General features: G+C 41.5%; 14 protein-coding genes. 4 read left to right on the forward strand and 10 right to left on the reverse strand.

Annotation, left to right across the window (positions count from 1 at the left end; translation table 11 throughout):
- Window positions 1–249 precede the first annotated feature (249 nt).
- Window positions 250–3,738: a WD40 domain-containing protein gene (locus PL9214_RS24090; RefSeq protein ID WP_072721628.1), complete on the forward strand. Its 3,489-nt coding sequence runs from the start codon at window positions 250–252 to the stop codon at window positions 3,736–3,738.
- A 201-nt stretch (window positions 3,739–3,939) separates the two neighbouring features.
- Window positions 3,940–7,719 carry a hydantoinase B/oxoprolinase family protein gene (locus PL9214_RS24095; protein WP_072721629.1) on the forward strand — a complete coding sequence of 1,260 codons (3,780 nt, stop codon included), beginning with the start codon at window positions 3,940–3,942 and terminating at the stop codon, window positions 7,717–7,719.
- 76 nt (window positions 7,720–7,795) lie between these two features.
- Here the strand turns inward: PL9214_RS24095 and PL9214_RS24100 are convergent, their stop codons facing one another.
- From PL9214_RS24100 to PL9214_RS24125, 6 genes are all read right to left on the reverse strand, one after another.
- Window positions 7,796–8,233, reverse strand: coding sequence for an ATP-binding protein (locus tag PL9214_RS24100; protein WP_072721631.1), 438 nt, complete (start codon window positions 8,231–8,233; stop codon window positions 7,796–7,798).
- Window positions 8,234–8,240: 7 nt separating this feature from the next.
- Window positions 8,241–9,239 carry a sugar transferase gene (locus PL9214_RS24105; RefSeq protein WP_072721632.1) on the reverse strand — a complete coding sequence of 333 codons (999 nt, stop codon included), beginning with the start codon at window positions 9,237–9,239 and terminating at the stop codon, window positions 8,241–8,243.
- Window positions 9,240–9,414: 175 nt separating this feature from the next.
- Window positions 9,415–10,410, reverse strand: coding sequence for a methionyl-tRNA formyltransferase (gene fmt, locus PL9214_RS24110; protein WP_072721634.1), 996 nt, complete (start codon window positions 10,408–10,410; stop codon window positions 9,415–9,417).
- A gap of 94 nt (window positions 10,411–10,504) precedes the next feature.
- On the reverse strand, window positions 10,505–11,413 hold the full coding sequence (locus PL9214_RS24115; protein ID WP_072721636.1) for an OmpA family protein: 909 nt from the start codon (window positions 11,411–11,413) through the stop codon (window positions 10,505–10,507).
- Window positions 11,414–11,578: 165 nt separating this feature from the next.
- A complete protein-coding gene (locus PL9214_RS24120; RefSeq protein ID WP_072721638.1) occupies window positions 11,579–12,634 on the reverse strand; it encodes a DUF4335 domain-containing protein in 1,056 nt (351 codons plus the stop codon).
- The gene (locus PL9214_RS24125; RefSeq protein ID WP_072721639.1) at window positions 12,631–13,236 is read right to left on the reverse strand and encodes a DUF3038 domain-containing protein; all 606 of its coding nucleotides are present in this window, start codon (window positions 13,234–13,236) and stop codon (window positions 12,631–12,633) included. Before PL9214_RS24125 ends, PL9214_RS24120 begins: the two co-directional genes overlap by 4 nt.
- A 384-nt stretch (window positions 13,237–13,620) precedes the next feature.
- Between PL9214_RS24125 and PL9214_RS24130 the strand changes: the two genes are divergently transcribed.
- Window positions 13,621–14,160, forward strand: coding sequence for a pentapeptide repeat-containing protein (locus tag PL9214_RS24130; protein WP_437126725.1), 540 nt, complete (start codon window positions 13,621–13,623; stop codon window positions 14,158–14,160).
- Between the two features lie 98 nt (window positions 14,161–14,258).
- Here the strand turns inward: PL9214_RS24130 and PL9214_RS24140 are convergent, their stop codons facing one another.
- The 4 genes from PL9214_RS24140 to PL9214_RS24155 all read right to left on the reverse strand — a co-directional run bounded on the left by PL9214_RS24140 (window position 14,259) and on the right by PL9214_RS24155 (window position 18,626).
- A complete protein-coding gene (locus PL9214_RS24140) occupies window positions 14,259–14,693 on the reverse strand; it encodes an NUDIX domain-containing protein (protein WP_072721646.1) in 435 nt (144 codons plus the stop codon).
- Between the two features lie 86 nt (window positions 14,694–14,779).
- Window positions 14,780–15,331 (reverse strand): shikimate kinase, encoded by a 552-nt coding sequence (locus PL9214_RS24145; RefSeq protein ID WP_139295146.1) that lies wholly within the window; start codon window positions 15,329–15,331, stop codon window positions 14,780–14,782.
- Between the two features lie 93 nt (window positions 15,332–15,424).
- Window positions 15,425–16,228 carry a LapA family protein gene (locus PL9214_RS24150; RefSeq protein ID WP_072721648.1) on the reverse strand — a complete coding sequence of 268 codons (804 nt, stop codon included), beginning with the start codon at window positions 16,226–16,228 and terminating at the stop codon, window positions 15,425–15,427.
- A gap of 103 nt (window positions 16,229–16,331) precedes the next feature.
- Entirely contained in the window at window positions 16,332–18,626 is a 2,295-nt protein-coding gene (locus tag PL9214_RS24155; RefSeq protein ID WP_072721650.1) for a ribonuclease R family protein, read from the reverse strand.
- Between the two features lie 537 nt (window positions 18,627–19,163).
- Between PL9214_RS24155 and PL9214_RS24160 the strand changes: the two genes are divergently transcribed.
- A complete protein-coding gene (locus tag PL9214_RS24160) occupies window positions 19,164–19,967 on the forward strand; it encodes a slr1353 family protein (RefSeq protein ID WP_245824357.1) in 804 nt (267 codons plus the stop codon).
- Window positions 19,968–20,025: the final 58 nt, after the last annotated feature.

The raw sequence follows: 20,025 nt of genomic DNA on the forward strand, positions 1-20,025 counted from the left end.
GAGAAACTGGGTTTTTAGTCTGGGCGGTTTCATAATTTTATGTTAAAACAGAGACGAATTTTGGACAATAGCGTTTAAAATCAAACTCAAGAGCCTGGAATTGAGAACATTTCACCTCATAGAGTGCGTTTACCTGAAGTTTTATTGATGAGTAGTACCAGTCGCAGGAAAAAAAACGATTTTATTTTTATGATGTGATTCCGTTGATCTTTATCGGCTTTATTTTTGTGATTGCTTAGGGGTATAGTCATGAATAATCATCCTCAACCTCGCTATGATTATCAAGTTGGTGGGAGTCTTCCCGTTGATTCTCCCACCTATATTAAAAGAGCCGCCGATGATGAATTTTACGACGCATTAAAACAGGGAGAATTTTGTTATGTTCTCAACTGTCGTCAGATGGGAAAATCCAGTTTAAGAGTTCAAACCATGCGACGGTTAGAACAGGAAGGATATACTTGTGTTGCGATTGATATTACAGCGATTGGGACTTTAGAAATTACTCCCGAACAGTGGTATTTAGGAATGATTGAAGAAATGAGTAACAGCCTAGAACTGTATACTCAATTTGATGGGGAGGAATGGTGGCAACAACATCAACAGTTATCAGTTACTCAACGATTTGGGAAATTTTTAAAAGATATTCTTTTAGAATTAATCTTGACACCGATTGTGATTTTCGTTGATGAAATTGATAGTGTATTAAGTTTACCCTTTCCAATCGATGACTTTTTTGCTTTAATTCGAGAGTGTTATAATCATCGTGCTGAACAACCCAGTTATCAACGATTAACCTTTGCATTATTAGGGGTGACAACGCCACCGGATTTAATTCAAGATAAACGAAGAACGCCCTTTAATATTGGTAGAGCTATTGAATTAACCGGATTTCAGTTAACAGAATCATATCCCCTAGCCGATGGATTTATCAACCAAACCGATAACCCTCAAGGCTTATTAAAATCCGTTTTATATTGGACGGGAGGACAACCGTTTTTAACACAAAAACTCTGTAAATTAATTCGAGAAAGTGGGCAAAATATTCCCTCAAATCAAGAGGCGGAATGGGTAGAAAATTTAGTTCAAGACCGGATTATTAATAACTGGGAAGGACAGGACACCCCGGAACATTTAAGAACCATTCGTGATCGCATTCTCTATGCTGAACATCAACGCACCGGACGACTTCTCGGAAGTTATCAACAAATCTTACAACAACAAGGAATTCTTGCGGAAGATAACCCAGATCAAGTGATGTTGCGGCTATCGGGATTAGTGGTCAAAAATCAGGGAAAACTGAAGGTTTATAATCAAATTTATGCAACGGTTTTTAATTTGAATTGGGTAGAAAAAACCTTAGCAGATTTACGACCCTATGCAGAATCGTTTAGCGCTTGGGAAAAGTCACAACGTCAGGATGAGTCACGGTTGTTGCAGGGGGAAGCCTTAAAAGAAGCGAAACAATGGGCAAAGGGAAAAAGTTTGAGTAGTGAAGATTATCAATATTTAGATGCTAGTGAAGTCTTAGATAAACGGGCGATTCAAGCAGAATTGGAGGCAGAACACAAAGCCTATCAAATTTTAGCTAAAGCCAAACAAAAGGCAACCTTAATTAGTATGATTTCTGGTGTGGCGTTTGGCGTTGCTGTACTTTCTTTAGTTGCAGTTATCATAGCAGTCAAAGAAGCAAAGTTAAAGTTAGCACTGGCAGAAGTCAGCTTAAAAGGGTATTCTGCAAAAGAATTTTTCAGTGAAGGTGAAGAATTCTTAGCCCTAAAAGAAGTTTTAACCGCAGCAAAACAACTCAAAACCTTAGATCCTTCCCGTTCAGAAACACAGAATACTCGTCTGCCAACAATTACTACGCTTCAGAAAATTTTGTATGACATTAGAGAGCGTAATACCCTGAAAAGTCATCAGGATTCAGTCGAGAGTGTGAGTTGGAGTCCCGACGGTAACATTCTGGCTTCTGGTAGTCAGGACAACACTATCAAGCTATGGAACAAACATGGCAAGCTGTTACAAACTCTCAATGCTCATCAGGGTATAGTTTGGAGTCTGAGTTGGAGTCCTGATGATGAAACCCTTGCTTCTGGGAGTCAGGACAACACTATCAAGCTGTGGAGTAAACAGGGTCAACTCTTGCAGACCTTCAAGGGTCATGAGGATGAGGTACAGAGTGTGAGTTGGAATCCCGATGGTAAAGTTCTCGCTTCTGGCAGTAACGACAAAACCATCAAGCTATGGAGTAAACAGGGTCAACTCTTGCAGACCCTTAAGAATCATAAGGGTTCCGTTTGGAGTTTGAGTTGGAGTCCTGATGGTAAAGTTCTCGCTTCTGGCAGTAACGACAAAACCATTAAGCTGTGGAGTCGTGAGGGTAAATTGTTGCAGACGCTCAAGGGTCATGAGAAGGGTGTCAGAAGTCTTAATTGGAGTCCCGATGGTAAAATTCTGGCTTCTAGCAGTAATGACTTCACCATCAAGCTATGGAGTCGCGAGGGTAAATTGTTGCAGACGCTCAAGGGTCATGAGAATCGGGTCGGGGGTCTGAGTTGGAGTCCTAACAACCAAACCTTGGCTTCTGTCAGTAATGATAAAACTATCAAGTTGTGGAGCCGAGAAGGTCAACTGTTGCAGACGCTCAAGGGTCATAAGAATCGGGTCAATAGTCTAAGTTGGAGTCCTAATGGTGAAACTCTGGCTTCCGGCAGTCAGGACAAGACCATCAAACTCTGGAGCTTAGAGGGTCAACTTTTGCAGACCCTCAAGAGCGATGAGAATCCGGTCAATAGCGTCCGTTGGAGTCCCGATGGTGAAACCCTAGCTTCTAGTAGTGATGAAGTCATCAAGCTTTGGAGTCGAGAGGGTCAACTTTTGTCCACCCTAACGGCTCATAAGGAAGTGATTTGGGGTCTGAGTTGGAGTCCCGATAGTAAAATTCTCGCTTCTGGCAGTCAGGACAAGACCATTAAGCTGTGGAATCAGGAGGGTCAACTTTTGCACACCCTCACAGGTGATCAAGATGAGGTTTGGAGTCTGAGTTGGAGTCCCGATGGTGAAACCCTAGCTTCTGGCGGTAGTCATGGGGTCATCAAGCTTTGGAGTCGAGAGGGTGAACTTTTACACACCCTCACGGCTCATAAGGAAGGGGTTTGTAGTCTAAGTTGGAGTTCTGATGGTCAAATTCTTGCTTCTGGCAGCAATGACAAAACCATCAAGCTTTGGAGTCGAGAGGGCCAGCTTTTGCACATCCTCAACGGTCATCAGAGTTGGGTTAATACTATAAGTTGGAATCCCGACAATGAATCCATAGCTTCTGGCAGTCAGGACAACACTATCAAACTATGGAACAAACAGGGTCAACTTTTGCAGACCTTCAAGGGCCATGAAAATCCGGTCAATAGTATAAGTTGGAGTCCTAATGGTAAAATTCTCGCTTCTGGTAGTGACGATAATACCATCAATCTCTGGAGTCGAGAAGGTAAGGTGTTGCAAATTCTCAAAAGCCACGAGAATCAGGTTAATAGTGTCAGTTGGAGTCCCGATGGTAAAATTCTCGCTTCTGGGAGTTCAGACAAAACAATCAAGCTATGGACGATTAACTTTGATTTAGATCAATTAATGGTCTGGGGTTGTGAATGGATGAAGGATTATCTGGAGAATAGTTCGAGTGTGAGTGAGGAGGATAGGCATTTGTGTGATAAGGTGTTGGGGAAACAAAATTCTAAGCCTTGAAATAAATTTCAGGCTGAAAGCAAAAACCCGTTAAAATGGGTTAATAAAATCAAGTCTTGAGTTATCTAAAGATAACGTTAGCTTTTAGCCCGAACTTTAGTTCAGGGCATTCATCATTTAAGTTGACAACCATACCCCAAACCCTTAAAAATTAGTCCCCTAAAATAAATAAAGCCTAAAAATAATAATTAAAAATAGCTCATGACTTCCACACCCCAACCCAACGCTACAACCTATCAATTTTGGATTGACCGAGGGGGCACTTTTACCGATATTGTTGCCCGCAAACCCGATGGAAGTTTAATCACCCATAAATTATTATCAGAAAATCCCGATCGCTATCCCGATGCAGTCATTCAAGGCATCCGAGAAATATTAAACTTATCCCCAGATCAACCCATTCCCAGTGAATTAATTTCAGAAGTGAAAATGGGAACCACCGTTGCGACCAATGCCTTATTAGAACGAAAAGGCGATCGCACTTTATTAATTATCACCAAAGGTTTCAAAGATGCGTTAAGAATCGGCTATCAAAATCGCCCCGATATTTTTGCCCGTCAGATTATTTTACCCCAAATGCTCTATGAACAAGTGATAGAAGTCGCAGAACGTTATACCGCCCAAGGAAAAGAATTAACCCCCGTTAATTTAGATTTATTAAAAACCCAATTACAACAAGTTTATCAAACCGGAATTAGAAGTTGTGCCATTGTTTTAATGCACGGTTATCGCTATCCCCACCACGAACAAAAAATTGCCGCCTTAGCCCAAGAAATCGGCTTTACTCAAATTTCCGTTTCCCATCAAATTAGCCCGTTAATGAAATTAGTCAGCCGAGGGGATACTACCGTTGTTGATGCTTATTTATCGCCGATTTTAAAACGTTATATTAATCAAGTTACGTCTCAATTAAATTGTGACGCTGAGAAGTTATTGCGACCTAACCCCCCAGCCCCCTTCCCTGCAAGGGAATGGGGAGTAAGAGATCTTTTTAATATTAGAAATTTAATATTAAGAATTCTTCCCCCCTCGCCTCGCAGGAGAGGGGCTGGGGGAGAGGTCAAACCAAACCCCATTAAATTAATGTTTATGCAATCTAATGGTGGCTTAACCAATGCCCAAAAATTCCAAGGAAAAGATAGTATATTATCAGGGCCAGCCGGAGGAATTGTTGGGGCAGTTCAAACGAGTTTAAAAGCGGGATTTCAGAATATTATTACTTTCGATATGGGCGGAACATCCACCGACGTCGCCCATTTTAATAGCGAATATGAACGCCAATTTGAAACAGAAATCGCAGGGGTGAGAATGCGAACTCCGATGATGGCTATTCATACCGTCGCGGCGGGAGGCGGTTCAATTTTAACCTTTGATGGGTCACGATATCGCGTTGGGCCAGAGTCCGCCGGGGCAAATCCTGGGCCAGCTTGTTATCGTTTAGGAGGGCCGTTAACCGTTACGGATGCTAATGTAATGTTAGGGAAAATTCAGCCGCAATTCTTCCCGAAAGTATTTGGAAAAAATGGCGATTTGCCCTTAGATTCTGAAATTGTTCGTCAAAAATTTAGGGAATTAGCCACAGAAATTCAAACACAAACGAGAGATAACAGAGCACCGGAAGAAGTCGCCACCGGATTTATTACCATTGCGGTTGAAAATATGGCGAATGCGATTAAAAAAATCTCCCTCCAACGGGGTTATGATGTTTCTAACTATACCCTGTGTTGTTTTGGCGGTGCAGGCGGTCAACACGCTTGTTTAATTGCCGATACATTAGGAATTAAACAAATTTTTATTCATCCCTATGCTGGGGTATTATCGGCTTATGGAATGGGTTTAGCGGATGTCAGAATATTACGAGAAAAAGCCATTGAAAATCGATTAACCGTTGAATTAATTCCCGAACTAGAACATATTTTTTCCCAATTAGAAACGGAAGCCAAAGCAGAATTAGAAAATCCTGAATTCAAAACCGAGGTTATTTTTAAACTGTATCTAAAATATGAAGGAACAGATTCAACGTTAGCGGTTAATTTTGTTTCTGATATATCTGCTTTAATCCAACAATTTGAACAAGAACATCAAACCCGCTACGGCTTTATTAAATCGGAAAAAGCCTTAATTGTTGAATCAATCACCGCAGAAATTATTCAAAAAATGGATACTTCCGAAGAACCGATATTAACCCGAACTCGAACTCAACCTCCTACAGCGATCGCAACAGTTCCTATATATACTAATAATCAATGGCAAAATACCCCTATTTTTGAAAGAGATGATTTACAACCCGGAGATATTATTAACGGCCCTTCTATTATTATAGAATCCATTGGCACAAATATTATTGAACCCGGATGGCAAGCGGAATTAACAGAGCAAAATTATTTAGTTTTAAAACAAACTCATTCTATTAACCCTCCTGTAATTAAAGAAGATAAAACAATAAAAGCTGACCCTGTAAAATTAGAAATCTTTAAAAATCTATTTCAATTTATCGCCGAACAAATGGGAATTAGCTTGCAAAATACCGCCAGTTCTGTTAATATTAAAGAGCGCCTCGATTTCTCCTGTGCTATTTTTGATCAATATGGTCAATTAGTCGCCAATGCACCCCATATTCCCGTCCATTTAGGGTCAATGAGTGAAAGTGTCGAAAGGTTAATTGCTGCCAAAGGAGAAACCCTAAAACCTGGGGATGTTTATATGCTTAATAATCCCTATAATGGAGGCACTCATTTACCCGATGTTACCGTCATTACTCCTGTTTTTAATGATTCCGGCGAACAGATTTTATTTTACGTTGCTTCACGGGGACATCAAGCAGATATTGGAGGAATAACCCCAGGTTCAATGCCTCCCAATAGTAAAAATATAGAAGAAGAAGGCATTTTAATCGATAATTTTCAACTCGTTAAAGAAGGCACATTTTTAGAAACAAAACTCTTAAATTTATTAACATCAGGAAAATATCCAGCCCGAAATCCTGCCACAAATCTTGCGGATTTACAAGCGCAAATAGCCGCCAATGAAAAAGGCGTTCAAGAATTGAAAAAAATGGTAATTCAATATGGCTTAAATACCGTTCAAACTTATATGCAGTACGTTCAGGATAATGCTGAAGAATCCGTGCGTCGGGCAATTGATGTGTTAACGGATGGTGAGTTCACCTATCCAATGGATAATGGAGGGATAATCAAAGTTACGATTAAAATTGATAAAAATAACCGTAACGCTACAATCGATTTTACCGGAACATCTGAACAATTAACGACTAATTTTAACGCGCCAAAAGCGGTTTGTAAAGCAGCCGTTTTATATGTTTTTAGAACCTTAGTAGACGATAATATTCCTCTGAATGCAGGGTGTCTAAAACCCTTAGAAATTATTATCCCTGAAGGCTGCTTTTTAAACCCTCGTTATCCGGCGGCTGTGGTGGCGGGGAATGTGGAAACGTCTCAAGCAATAGTTGATGCGTTATATGGCGCATTAAACGTGATGGCAGCTTCTCAAGGAACCATGAATAACTTCACCTTTGGTAATCAAAATTATCAATATTATGAAACGATTTGTGGCGGTTCTGGTGCGGGAATAAACTATAATGGAACTGATGCCGTTCATACCCACATGACCAACTCCCGTTTAACTGATCCTGAATTATTAGAATGGCGTTATCCGGTGTTATTAGAAGAGTTTAGTATTCGGAAAAATAGTGGCGGTTTAGGGCAATTTAAAGGCGGGAATGGAATTATTAGAAAAGTACAATTTTTAGAACCCATGACCGCAGCAATATTATCAGAACATCGCCTCATTCCCCCTTTTAGTTTAAATGGCGGACAACCTGGGTTAGTCGGTAAAAATTATGTAATTCGCAACGATAAAACTAGAGAAGAATTAAACAGTACCGCCACCGTTGAAATGAATATTCATGATACTTTTGTAATTGAAACTCCTGGGGGTGGAGGATATGGGAAAAATCATTAACTTTGACCAGATATTAAATGATTCCCTATTCGTAATTCGTAATTCGTAATTCGTAATTCGTAATTCCCTGTTCCCTCTAATAAATTTGTTTTTTCATCACTAAACAATTGCGTTGATCATCTAACCGTGTATAATACAATTCATCCGTTAATTTAGACATAAAAATCAGTCCTCGTCCGCCTTCATGTTCTAACGGGTCAGCGTGCATTTCACTCATCATCTCTAGGGCTTTTTCTAAGTTAAAAGGTTCTCCCCAATCCCAAATTCGCATTTCAATCCAAGGGGAAAAAACCTTAACTTCTAACTCAATGGGTGTGGTTTCGGGTAAAGTACGATGAGCATGACGCACAGCGTTTGTAAAACCTTCGGTTAAAGCAATTTGACACTTATGAAAAATATCTGAAGGCAGAAAAGTAGAGGTGATTCTGTCAAACCACTTTAGCACCTCTTCTAAGGCGGTTAGTGTGGTTTTCACCTGAAGATTAGATTGTGCTAGTAGCGCTTCATTACTCATCAATTCTCTACATAGCACCGCTATTTTTGTGAAATACAACCATTATAGTTTTGGCAATTAACTTCATGTCGTACATTAAACTCCAATTTTCTTGATACTTCAAATCTAAACGAATAATATCCTCAAAATTTTTGACTTGAGAGCGACCATTCACTTGCCATTCTCCCGTCATTCCCGGCTTAACATCTAATCTTTGCCATTGAGGAACTTCATAACGTTCCACCTCATCCGGTGTAGGCGGACGAGTACCCACTAAACTCATTTCACCCTTTAAAACATTCCAAAATTGCGGTAATTCATCTAAACTGGTTCGCCGTAAAAACTGACCCACTTTGGTAATTCGAGGATCATTATCATTCTTGAAAATAGCCCCTTGTGCTTGATTAGGAATTTTATCTTTCAAGGCTTCAGCATTGCTACACATGGAACGAAACTTCCAAATGCGGAACCGTTTTCCCATCCACCCACAACGCACTTGACCAAAGAAAATTGGCCCTGGACTATCTAAACGAATCGCCAGAATAATCGGAATTGCTAAGATTGATGTAATTCCTAAACCCACCAGCGCACCCACAACATCAATGAATCGCTTCAACCAAGACCTAATAGACGGATGAGTCACAGGAAGGCGATTTTCCCCGCGAACTTTCTCCTTGAGTAAGTCATCCGCACTCGGAGGTTCTATAGTTAACACTTGGTCGAGGGAAGTGAGGGAAAAAACAGCCATCACTTGAGAGCCAACGGATTTTAAAACTAAGTCAATCCCTTTGGCTTTTGTTGTTTTTAGATTGCTAATCAGTGCACCAATTCCACTACTATCAATAAATATAGTCTGGCTAAAATCCAAAATAATTTTTTTCGGCGGAGGATTGAGAGAAATAACATCCTGACAGGTCGTTTTAAAGGAAACCGCCTCTAACACACTTAAACGTTCTGGTAAGCGAACAGAGACGATCTCTCCTGCTAGGGTAATGTGAAATTTTTCCTCTGGAATTTGACCAACCATCTCCATGATTTGCTGGGTAGTTGTTGTTAATTTGACTGCTGTATTTTGACGATACCGACAAAGAATTGAGAAAGAGCCTGAATTATAGTCGAAAATGGTGGTAGATTTACCCCTCTCTACTGTGACAATCGCACCCCTGGTAAAAATCTCTATTATTTTAAGATCCAGAACGATTCTATCCTAAAATTTCTCCAACCGCCAAACGGGTTCCATTTGCAAAATCCAAACCAGATTGTACACGTTTACCTGCCAATTGTACTTCTGTCAGGAGTAGTAATCCTGCTCCCGTTTGCACCACTGGCCCAAAACGTTTAACTAAAGCGACCACTTCTCCTGGTTGTCCTGAAAGTTGGGATAAATAGGGCCATTGTTGTTGCAAATTTTGGTATTCCGGGGGAAATTGGGACTGATATTCTGGCATTAAAGGTACAGTAGCACACACTTTCAAGGGTTTATCCCGAAATGATGTAATACAGTTGGGGTAAAAGGCTCGAATTTGATGATGTAATGCGATCGCAGATCGATGCCAATCTAAATGATAATCTTCATCTTTAATTAAAGGGGCATAAGTTGCCAAAGCCTGATCTTGAGGAATCGGTTGAATTTCTCCTCTGTCCAATTTTAATAAAGTTTCTACTAATAAATCAGCCCCCAATTTCGCTAACCGCTTTCCTAAATCCGTTGCATTTTCTAATAGTCCAATGGGTGTCACCGCTTTTAATAACATCGGCCCAGTGTCCATCCCTGCATCCATTAACATAGATGTCATTCCCGTTTCCTCTTCCCCATGATATAAACACCATTGAATCGGGGCGGCTCCGCGATATTTGGGTAAAATTGAGCCATGACCATTCACACATCCCAACCGAGGCATATCCAGAATTTCTGGGGATAAAATTTGTCCATAAGCGACCACCACAAAAACATCCGCCTGAGCTTCTCGCAATAGATTTAAGGTGTTTTGATCTTTTTTCACCCGTTTGGGCTGCCAAATGGATAATTGATGGGTTTCTGCTAATATTTTGACCGGAGAAGGGGTCAATTGACTCCCCCGACCTCGGCGTTTATCGGGTTGAGTCACAACGGCTAAAACGTCAAATTCAGGATGGTCTAACAACCGTTCTAAACTCGGAACTGCAAATTGAGGTGTACCAAAAAAAACGATTTTCATAATCAGTTATCAGTTATCAGTTATCAGTTAGCAGTTAGCAGTTAGCAGTTAGCAGTTATCAGTTAGCGGTATCAGAGTGAATCCTTTATTATTGCTAGGGTGTAATAGCGACTTCAATACGGCGATTGAGTTGGCGATTATTTTCAGAATTATTATTAACGGTAGGACGATTAGACCCATATCCAATGGCTGACCAGTGATAGTCTGTTCCAGCAGCTTCAGATAAATATTTCATCACCGCTTCTGCACGACTAAAAGATACATCTAAATTTTGTTGAGGATTTCCTTGATTATCCGTATGACCAATCACCCTCACCGCAGCCCCTTTATAAGTTTTAATATCCGTAATAATCGTATCTAAAATCACGTTAGCCCCTGGACGCAAAATCGTACTCCCCACATCAAACAACACATCACTGGGAAACGTAACAATTAGGGTATTCGAGTTTTGACGACGTTCCGGCGTTGTGGAAATCGCAGGGCGGGAAGGTTGAGTCGGTTTTTTGTTTCCCGACCCAGAAGTTGGAGTTGCAGCCCCTAATTGCTGTTCCAGAATTTGTAAACGTTCCTCCAAAGGTTCCGTCGGACGACTCGATCCTAATTGAGTTTCTAAAGCCGCCGTTTTTCCCATGAGCGTATTTAACTGTCCCTGGAGTTGCTGCAACTGAAGGCGCAGTTGTTGACGTTGGGGATCAGTTAAAGTTTGACTGGGTGTGGGGATCGGTTGAGGAGAAGCAGGACTCGGACTCACCACCGGAGTCGGGATCATTCCCCCCGTACCCCAATTTTGGGTTTTCTCAAGCAACTGTTCTGTTAAGGGAACTTCAGACCGGGAATTCGGATAGACTTGAGCAATTGCCATCCCCACAAACCAAGCCAGCACCGAACCCACCGTCAACAGCAGGAGGTTAAACACCATTGTTCCCACAAACAATAGACCGTTAAATCGGCGAGGAACCGGAGGCGGGGGTGGTTGAATTTGTGGCTTTGCAGATTTTGTCATCAATTAATCTCCATAATCAGTTATCAGTTATCAGTTATCAGTTATCAGTTTTTAGTTAACAGTGGGCGACTAACAAGCTGTTAAGTATCTCAATAACATAATCAATTAATAATTATTAAAAATTAACTAATAATTATTAACTCCTGACTCCTGACCCATAACTGACTACTGATTACTAATCACTGATAAACTCCGAACGTCCAAACTACCATCAGGATTAAATGTGACTTGGAAATCTGCCAACGGTTCATTGATTGGACGATTCCCAACAGGTTTATATAATAAATCCGGTAGTGGAGTTTGTTCGGTTGCCGTTGCCGTTTCTGTTGCTGGATTTAGGGGTTTATAACCCACAATTGCCCCATCTTTTGCCACACTCACCCGATAAACTAAGGGGACTTTCACATCCGCCGCCGGTGTCCAAGCTTTATCCAGTTTTTCATCAAGTTGAGCTTTTAAATCGTTGAGTTCTTGAGGATTAGTAATGGGCTGTGGACTAGACAGATTAGACGCTAAAGGCGCTTCCGATGTTGCTGAACTCGGTGATCCCGTTGGGGGGGACGCGCTGGGTGTGGGAATTGTTTCCGTCTGTGCTTGGGGTTGCAGTTTCGGGTCTTGGGGTCGTTTGACATCGGGAATGGGCAAGGCAAACAAAGCTAAAGCCGTTAATGCCAAACTCGATACCCCAATAGCTGCGGGCTTCACCCGTTGAGCAACAGGTTGTTCTGGTTTCAGATAACGTTTAGAAAGAGGTTTTAACTGGAGAGATAATTCAGGTAAGGTTTGGCTATCCGCTAAAAACTGATCTATTGCTTCAACAAGGTCAAATAATTGTACCGTTGTTAAATCTACCGTAACGGTTGGAGAATTAGGTAAAGAAGACTCCTCAGAGGGATTGTCCTCTGAAGACTCATAAACCCTTAACTGATGGAACTCTCCTCCGATGGGGCGTAATTCCACTAACTCCGGCTTGGCGTGAGATCCTTCAGGGGGAATGAGTCCACTCAGGAACCCTTGAGCGTAGCGACTCACCTGTCGTACCAAACTTTCAAAAAACTCCCGTCCCCCGCTAATGGGTTGAGGGTAGCCCACAAAATGACATTCTGCATTCATGAGCCTATTTAAACTGACTCTTCCGTCGGATTTCCCATCGGTTCCTTGGGGTAAGCCCTGCAAAATCAGTTTGCAGTTCGGTAAACTATATTGACGTTCAATCGTCATTCGACTTCTCCATCAAACAAACTAATCCAAAATCGCTGCATTCCAGCCGTACCTGTGCAAAACAGAAGTTTCTCTAATAAACGGATGGCTAAATCGTTTAACTTCTCATCAGAACTATAAGTCATTACCAACGCTCTTCGGGGATTCATGCGACTGCGGAAATGTACCCGAAATTGCGTTAAGTAGTTGGACAGTTGTAAATGTCGTTCAATCGGAATTTGTTTTTGTTTTAGGGCTTCATAATCCATGAGTAACTGCCGAATTTTGGCGGTTAACCGTCTTCCGAGGTTACAGATAATCACGACTAACGCTTTGGCCTCTAGCAGAGTTAGGGTTCGACGCTGACTAAACCTGCGTAACGGGTTGGTACTACGAAGTCGCCATAATTTCACCCGATTTTGAATCACCGTTTGTAAATCGAGTTCTGAGATGACCACTAGCATATGTTCTGCACCACCCAGATACAAGGCTTCAATTGCCAGTAACATCAAATCAATTTCTAACCGGGCTCGACGTGGACATCCTTTCTCAGAAATCGCTAAATCCGGTAAACTGTCTAATATAATCGGGATTGACTGACTTTGGGACTGTTCTAACTGCATTACACTCACTGTTGCTGCGATAGCAGCACAACATTAATTCCAAAACACAAGAGGGAGTCACAAGTTCCATTTTGGCTGGAACAAGTCGCACCCACTATTTCAGATCACAAGCTTCTAGTGTACGATTTTTAAAGCATCTGTTTTCCTTCTTCAATTTTACTCCTCTTGCCTGGGATAGCTTTACCTCGACTGAGATCGTCCTAGGGAACCGGGGCCAATTCCCAGATGATTGAGTCTGTTTAACGGATGACTCCAACAGAAGCCAAAAAAATTATTAACACAACATTGCTATTTGTTACAGCGTTTTAAAGTAAACACAGGTTAAGCAAAAATACTCTTCCTGCTTTTTCCAACGGCCTCAGCCTTGGAGGTTGTTTTAGTGTCGTGGCTCATAGATACAAAATGCAGAAAATTAGTTCAAAGGAATTACTGGATTTCTATAACGATGGGAAACGGGACTTTGGAGCCCTAGATTTAAGTGGGTCAGATTTATTTGAAGCCAACTTAGAAGAGATTAGTTTGGCAGGCAGCAACTTAAACCGCATTTATATGCCCTATTCTAATCTGAGTTACGCTAACTTACACCAAACTCAACTTCAAGATGCCCAACTCGGAGATACCCAACTCTACCAAGTGGATTTATCCGAAGCCAACCTTCAAGGTTGCAGTTTATCTCGATGTAACCTCCGCCATGCAGATTTACGCGGTGCGAATTTGCAACATTGTAATTTACAAGGAGCCGATTTATACAATGCTAATTTGACAGAAGCTGACTTAAGATTTTCGGATTTAAGTAATGCTAATTTGGAAAATGCTAAGTTAACCAATGCTCAATTAGCAGGCTGCAATTTATTTCGCTCTAAAATGGCTAATTTATCCGATGCTCAATGTGATCATACCACCATAGGGCCGGATGGATATTAATCAGTTATCAGTTATCAGTTATCAGTTATCAGTTGTCAGTTGTCAGTTGTCAGTTGTCAGTTATCAGTTGTCAGTTGTCAGTTGTCAATTATCAATTATCAATTATCAATTTGAGGTCTAATTTTATAGTGTCGATAACGCCAATAATCTTTGAGAATGCGATCATGATCAAAACATAGGTTTTGGGGTATTTGCCAAGGTTCAAAGAGTTCTAAATTTTTGGCATCATCTGCTGCTTGGGGTTCTCCAATAGCCATCGCTAAAAATACAACACTTAAGGTATGTTGACGGGGATCTCGATTCGGATCAGAATAAACATAAAATTGTTCAATTAATTCTATTTCTAATCCCGTTTCTTCTTTGGCTTCTCGAATAGCGGCCGTTTCTACAGATTCTCCATAATCTACAAATCCTCCCGGAATTGCCCATCCAAAGGGCGGATTTTTCCGTTCAATTAATACTATCGGTCGAGCCGGACGATCTATTAATTCAATAATTATATCAACGGTTGGAGTCGGATTGCGATAAGTCATATAGTAGGGAACAGGGAACAGGGAACAGGTAAGAAAATGCTTCACAGTCTGGATTTCAGCATTGGTCTTTGTTTTAATCGTATTTTTTAATTTAAAGCATTAGATTTAGGTTTTAAAATGGAGGAAATTTTTTCTAAGATTTGGCTACTAATTTCTTCCGGGGTATCACCGGAATTAATCATAATTTCGAGATCGGCTTGAGCATAAAGGCGAGTGCGTTGTTCTAATAAGGTTTGTAATTGTTTTAACGGTTCGGGATGTTGTAATAAAGGTCGGGTTGTATCTTCTTTTAAACGGTTATAGAGTTCTTCAACGGGAACATTAAGCCAAATGATAATTCCATGTCGAAGATAACTCCAATTCATCTTTTTCAGAATAATTCCTCCCCCTGTAGAAATCACAAATTTTTGATACGCACAAAGTTGGGATAAAACCTGAGACTCTATATCTCTAAAGGCTTCTTCACCTTCGGTAGCAAAAATCTCAGAAATAGATTGATGGGCTACTTTACTAATCAACTCATCGGTATCGATAAATCGATAATCTAATTGTTTGGCTAGAATTTCTCCAATGGTAGTTTTACCCGATCCCATCATTCCAATTAAATAGAGATTAATTCCTTGTAACTGTTCTTGCAAAATTTATAGCTCCCTTTCAACTCAATATCTAATTCTATCATTAAACGAGATTTTATTAATAAAAACCCGCTTTAACTCCCTATCATTTAAACTTTATTTTCGATAGGGTTCATCGCTCTCTTCTTCTTCTAATCCCCAATCTTCATCGTCATCCTGAGCAGGATAATGGGGCGGTTCAATATCATCTTGGATTTTAGTTTGAGGAGGAGGGGTGATAATCCGATAATCAGCATCATAAATTGTTTCTACTTTCCCAACTCCGGTACGATTTGAATCTCCTCGATAACCATAGGAATAAACAGAACCCGACCAGGATTCTGATTTGGGTTGTTGTTCGGTTTCATAAACTTTGGGTTCATCGGTTAAGGATTCACCTTCTCCCTGATTCCAGTCTTCTTCATCAGAAGAATTACTATTAAAATTTTGAGGATTATTAGAAGATTTTCTGGGTTCTGTCCTATCTTCTGCTTCCCAAGAAGGATTAAAGGGTTTAACTTCTGTTTCCCAATCATCCTCAGAACTTCGGCTAAAAGTAGGTTCGGGTTCAGAGTGGCTAACAGAATTATAGGCAGTATAACCCGACGTTTGAGGCGGTTCAGGAGGCGGAGAAGTATAACCCCAAGAAGCATTACGGTCGGGTTCTACAGGCGGTTTAGAAGAGCCTTGAAAGGCAGTTGAAGCCTTAAGATTAGTATTAGAGAATTGAAATAATTGGGCAATCATCCAATAAGTTAATATTCCGGCGGTGATCCCGATTAAAATCCACAGAGAAAGCGGTAAGGCAGGGAGTTGATTTCCTAAAAAAATTAAAGGTAGGGATGGCGTTAGATTTTGAATCGTAAAGATCGCCAAGCCTCCCACAAGAATTAGTAAAGTAATCAGTTGTGTAATAGACATTTTTTAAAAGAAGGAGAGAGGTTGTAGAAACGTGCCTGGGCGAAGCCATGCCGTAAGGCTTTTGGCACGTCTCTACAGGGGATTGTATCGACAAAATTAAGGTTTAGGGAAAATAAGGTTCATCGTTGTCATCTGACGCTTCACTGCCTCCACCAACAGCAACTAAATCAATTTGTTGACGATAGTAGTCTACACTTTTCACCTGAACTTCGACATTATCCCCTAGACGGTATTGATTGCGATTTTTGCGACCGACTAAGGTTTGTTGACGAGAACGGTATTCATACCAGTCATCTTTGAGGGAGGAGACATGAACCAGTCCTTCCACCCGTAACATTGTGCCACCAGGGGACTGTACCTCAATTTCCACAAAGAACCCGTAGGACTGAACCCCAGTAATTAACCCCACAAAGTTTTGACCTGTGCGTTCCTTCATGAACCCGGTTTTCTTGAGTCCTTCTAAGTCTTCCTCGGCATCCACCGCAACGCTTTCCCGTTCACTCAGATGCACCACTAACTGGGTAAACTGACTTTCTAACTCATGCTGAATTTCCGGGGGAAGCACATTCCAGCTAATTTTGCCATGACAGGAAGAATGTCCCAACTCGACTCGATCTTTTGCACGAGTTGAACGGCGATCGCGTCCTTCTTCAAATACCGTTTTCAGGACTCGCAAAATCTGTAAATCGCAATAGCGAGACAGGGGAGAAGTGCAATGGGTATAACAAGGAAGCGCTAACCCAAAATGGAGTTTTGCTGTGGTACTGTAAACCGCAGGTTTGAGGGTTTCTTCTAATAAATAACTTAAAACCCGTTCGGCTCGACTATTGGCTAATTCTTCGGTAAATTCTTGGAAGGTACTCGGTTGAACTTCTTCGTCTTCTTCCAAAAACAATTCCGTCCCCAAATGGGTCGATAATTTTGCTAACTCTGACACATCGGATGATTCTGGTGGCGGTTGAACCCGATAAATCGCCGGAACTCCCAAGGTGTGTAAATGACTAGCGACAATTTGATTCGCTAATACCGTTAATTCCGAAATCATCGCCCGGGCGGGAGATAATGAAGACAGAACAATCGGCCCTAATTCCCCTTCATCATCAAAGTGGCAATGGGTATCGGGTAAATTGAGTTCAAAACTACCTCGTTCTAGGCGAATTTGTCGCACAGCCCGACTCAGTTCTAACAAATTTTCTAAAACGTTGGCAAAGGGAGATGGCTCACCATCGAGAATAGCCTGAGCTTGTTCAAAGGTGAGTTGATGATCTACCCGTACCACACTCGGTTGGATGTCGTATTCAACGACTCGTCCGGCCATATCCAACGTAATCATAATGGACAGGGTTAATCGTTCCTCATTGGGAACTAAGGCCAACCGTTCGCAACACAGGGTTTCAGGATAAATGGGAATCAGTTTATCGGCTAAATAAATAGCCGTTCCCCGTTTACGCGCTTCTCGATCAAGATCGCTATCGGGGAGAATATAATGGGCAGCATCCGCTAAATGAATTCCCAATTGCCACTGATCAGATTTTGTTGGTTCGATGCTAAAGGCATGATCAATGCAGGGGAGACGGTGGGGAGGTTCTGAATCTTTGAAAACCGAAAATTCAGGATTTCCTAAATCTGGTTGAAAACTAATCGTTAAGACATTGCGAATATCAACCCGATTTTTGAGATCAGTTTTTTTCAAAGTGTTAGAAATGGCTTCGGCTTCTCGTAAGACTCCGGCGGGCCATTTTCGCGGTAAATCATGTTTACAACAAACAATATCTAAATCATCCGCATCTTCCGCATCAGAACCCAGAATTTGAACCACATGACCCATCGGACGATGGACACCAATGGGATAACGTAAGACCTCAACATGAACTAAATGATCGACCGCTCCACTTAATTCTTGAGGATCATTAATTAAATCTAATTCAAATAACAAACGATCATCTAAGGGAACGGCGCGATAGCCTGTTTTGGTTTGTTTAATTCGGGCTAAAACCGAAGGATTAGCTCTTTCTAAAATCAGATAAACTTCCCCTTCGGGTGAACGGCGGCGGCTTCCTTCTTTTATAATCCTAACGAGAACGCGATCGCCATTCCAAGCGGTACTGAGATGGCTTTCTCGAATATAAACATCTTCTGCTCCCTCGGCATCTTGAATGGCAAAACAGAAGCCTTTACTCGAACATCGCAGTTTCGCTTCTACAATTCCTTCTTCGGGAATTCGTCGATAGCGACCCTTATCTTTTTCTAAAACACCAATCCGTTCTAACGCATCCAAAGCAATCTGAAATCTACGGAGACTTTCCTCGTCGGGAGCGAGTTTTTTTTCTAGCGCTTTGGGGGCGACTAATTTATCATCGGAAAAATAAGCTAACAGTGTAGCGATTGAAAATTCCATGTAGCGATTAATCCTCGTTGTCTGAATTTAGGCCAGTGGTCAGTGTCGCAACCGTAATCATCCTTGCGCGAGTCAGATCACCTCATCGTTTAGCAGATGAAACCCAGGGAACTATTCTAGTACAGTTAGGTGTCCAATTCGCCAGTTCAATACAGACCCAGACTCACAAAGTCAACCTGTTTTAAGGGTTTTTTACTGTGAGTTTAGAGTCATTTGCCTGCTGTACTAGCCTGAACTCTGCCCTGCTTGCTCTCCCATTGAGGAGGTGTAGGAATTCCTCAGTGGCTCATCGCAGAACCCCATCAAGGACAGTGTTACAATGAGGAATGCGGAAAGCGGTCTGTCGGATGATAGATGCGAAAGGCTTTGGATTAGACCGTAACATCTATTGCCTTCAAGCCAACTCACTCTGAGCGTATGGAATAGCACCCAATGTTGATTCCCTTGGTGCTGTCGGGATAGGGTACAGAATTTGTGACGTAGGGCTGCGTAAATGACTAATTTTTAAGTATATCGTAGTTTGTTTAGGAAATTTTAATGATGCTGTCTCAATTAAGAACTCGTTATCCTACAGGAAGTTTAATTTCTGAGTTACTGACGATTTATCAAGGAAAATATGTGGTTCGCGCCGTTGTCCAAGTGGAGGGTGTAATCTTGACAACGGGATTAGCGGCGGCGGATACTGTTGAATTGGCAGAAGATCAAGCGAAGAAACGAGCCATTCAAGCGCTGGAACTGGACACAACCCTCCCTAAAATTTCGAGTCCAACTGAACCGTTGAAACCTGTGGTGATGGAGGTTAAGAATCAAGTTGTTAGTCCTCTCCCTTTCCCCTCAGAACCTGTGAAAATTGAGAGTCCTTCCCCGGTGTCGTCTGCGGTTGTTTCTGAGGAAACCCTTAATGTGAGAATGGCGGAGTCTTCTTCCTTAACTTCGGATGACTGGTTATCAGCAACCTATATCCAGCCTAAAACGGAAAAACAAGCCTCCAGTTCTGAGAAAGAAACAAAATCATCTCCTGCTAAGGGGTCTAAAGGACGGAGTGCGTCTTTACCCCCGATTCCCACCTCAACAACAGAAGCAGTTTCGACTTATAATGATGAACCGGAATTGAGTAGTCCAGCACCTGCAAGTCGTCCCCTGGAAACAACGGATTTTTCCTCAGATATTGCTAAAACGGATATTGAATTAAAGCGCTTAGGTTGGACTCCTGAACAGGGTTCTTCCTATTTACAAAAAACCTATGGAAAGCGTTCTCGCCGTTTATTAACGGATGCAGAATTATTGGATTTTCTGCATTATTTAGAGTCTCTTTCTACACCCACAACGGTAGAACCATAAGGAGAATTTGACCCGAAGAATTAAAAGTCAGAGAAGGAGATTAATTCCGGTGGAATTT

The sequence above is a fragment of the Planktothrix tepida PCC 9214 genome (genome assembly GCF_900009145.1).
GTDB lineage: Bacteria > Cyanobacteriota > Cyanobacteriia > Cyanobacteriales > Microcoleaceae > Planktothrix > Planktothrix tepida.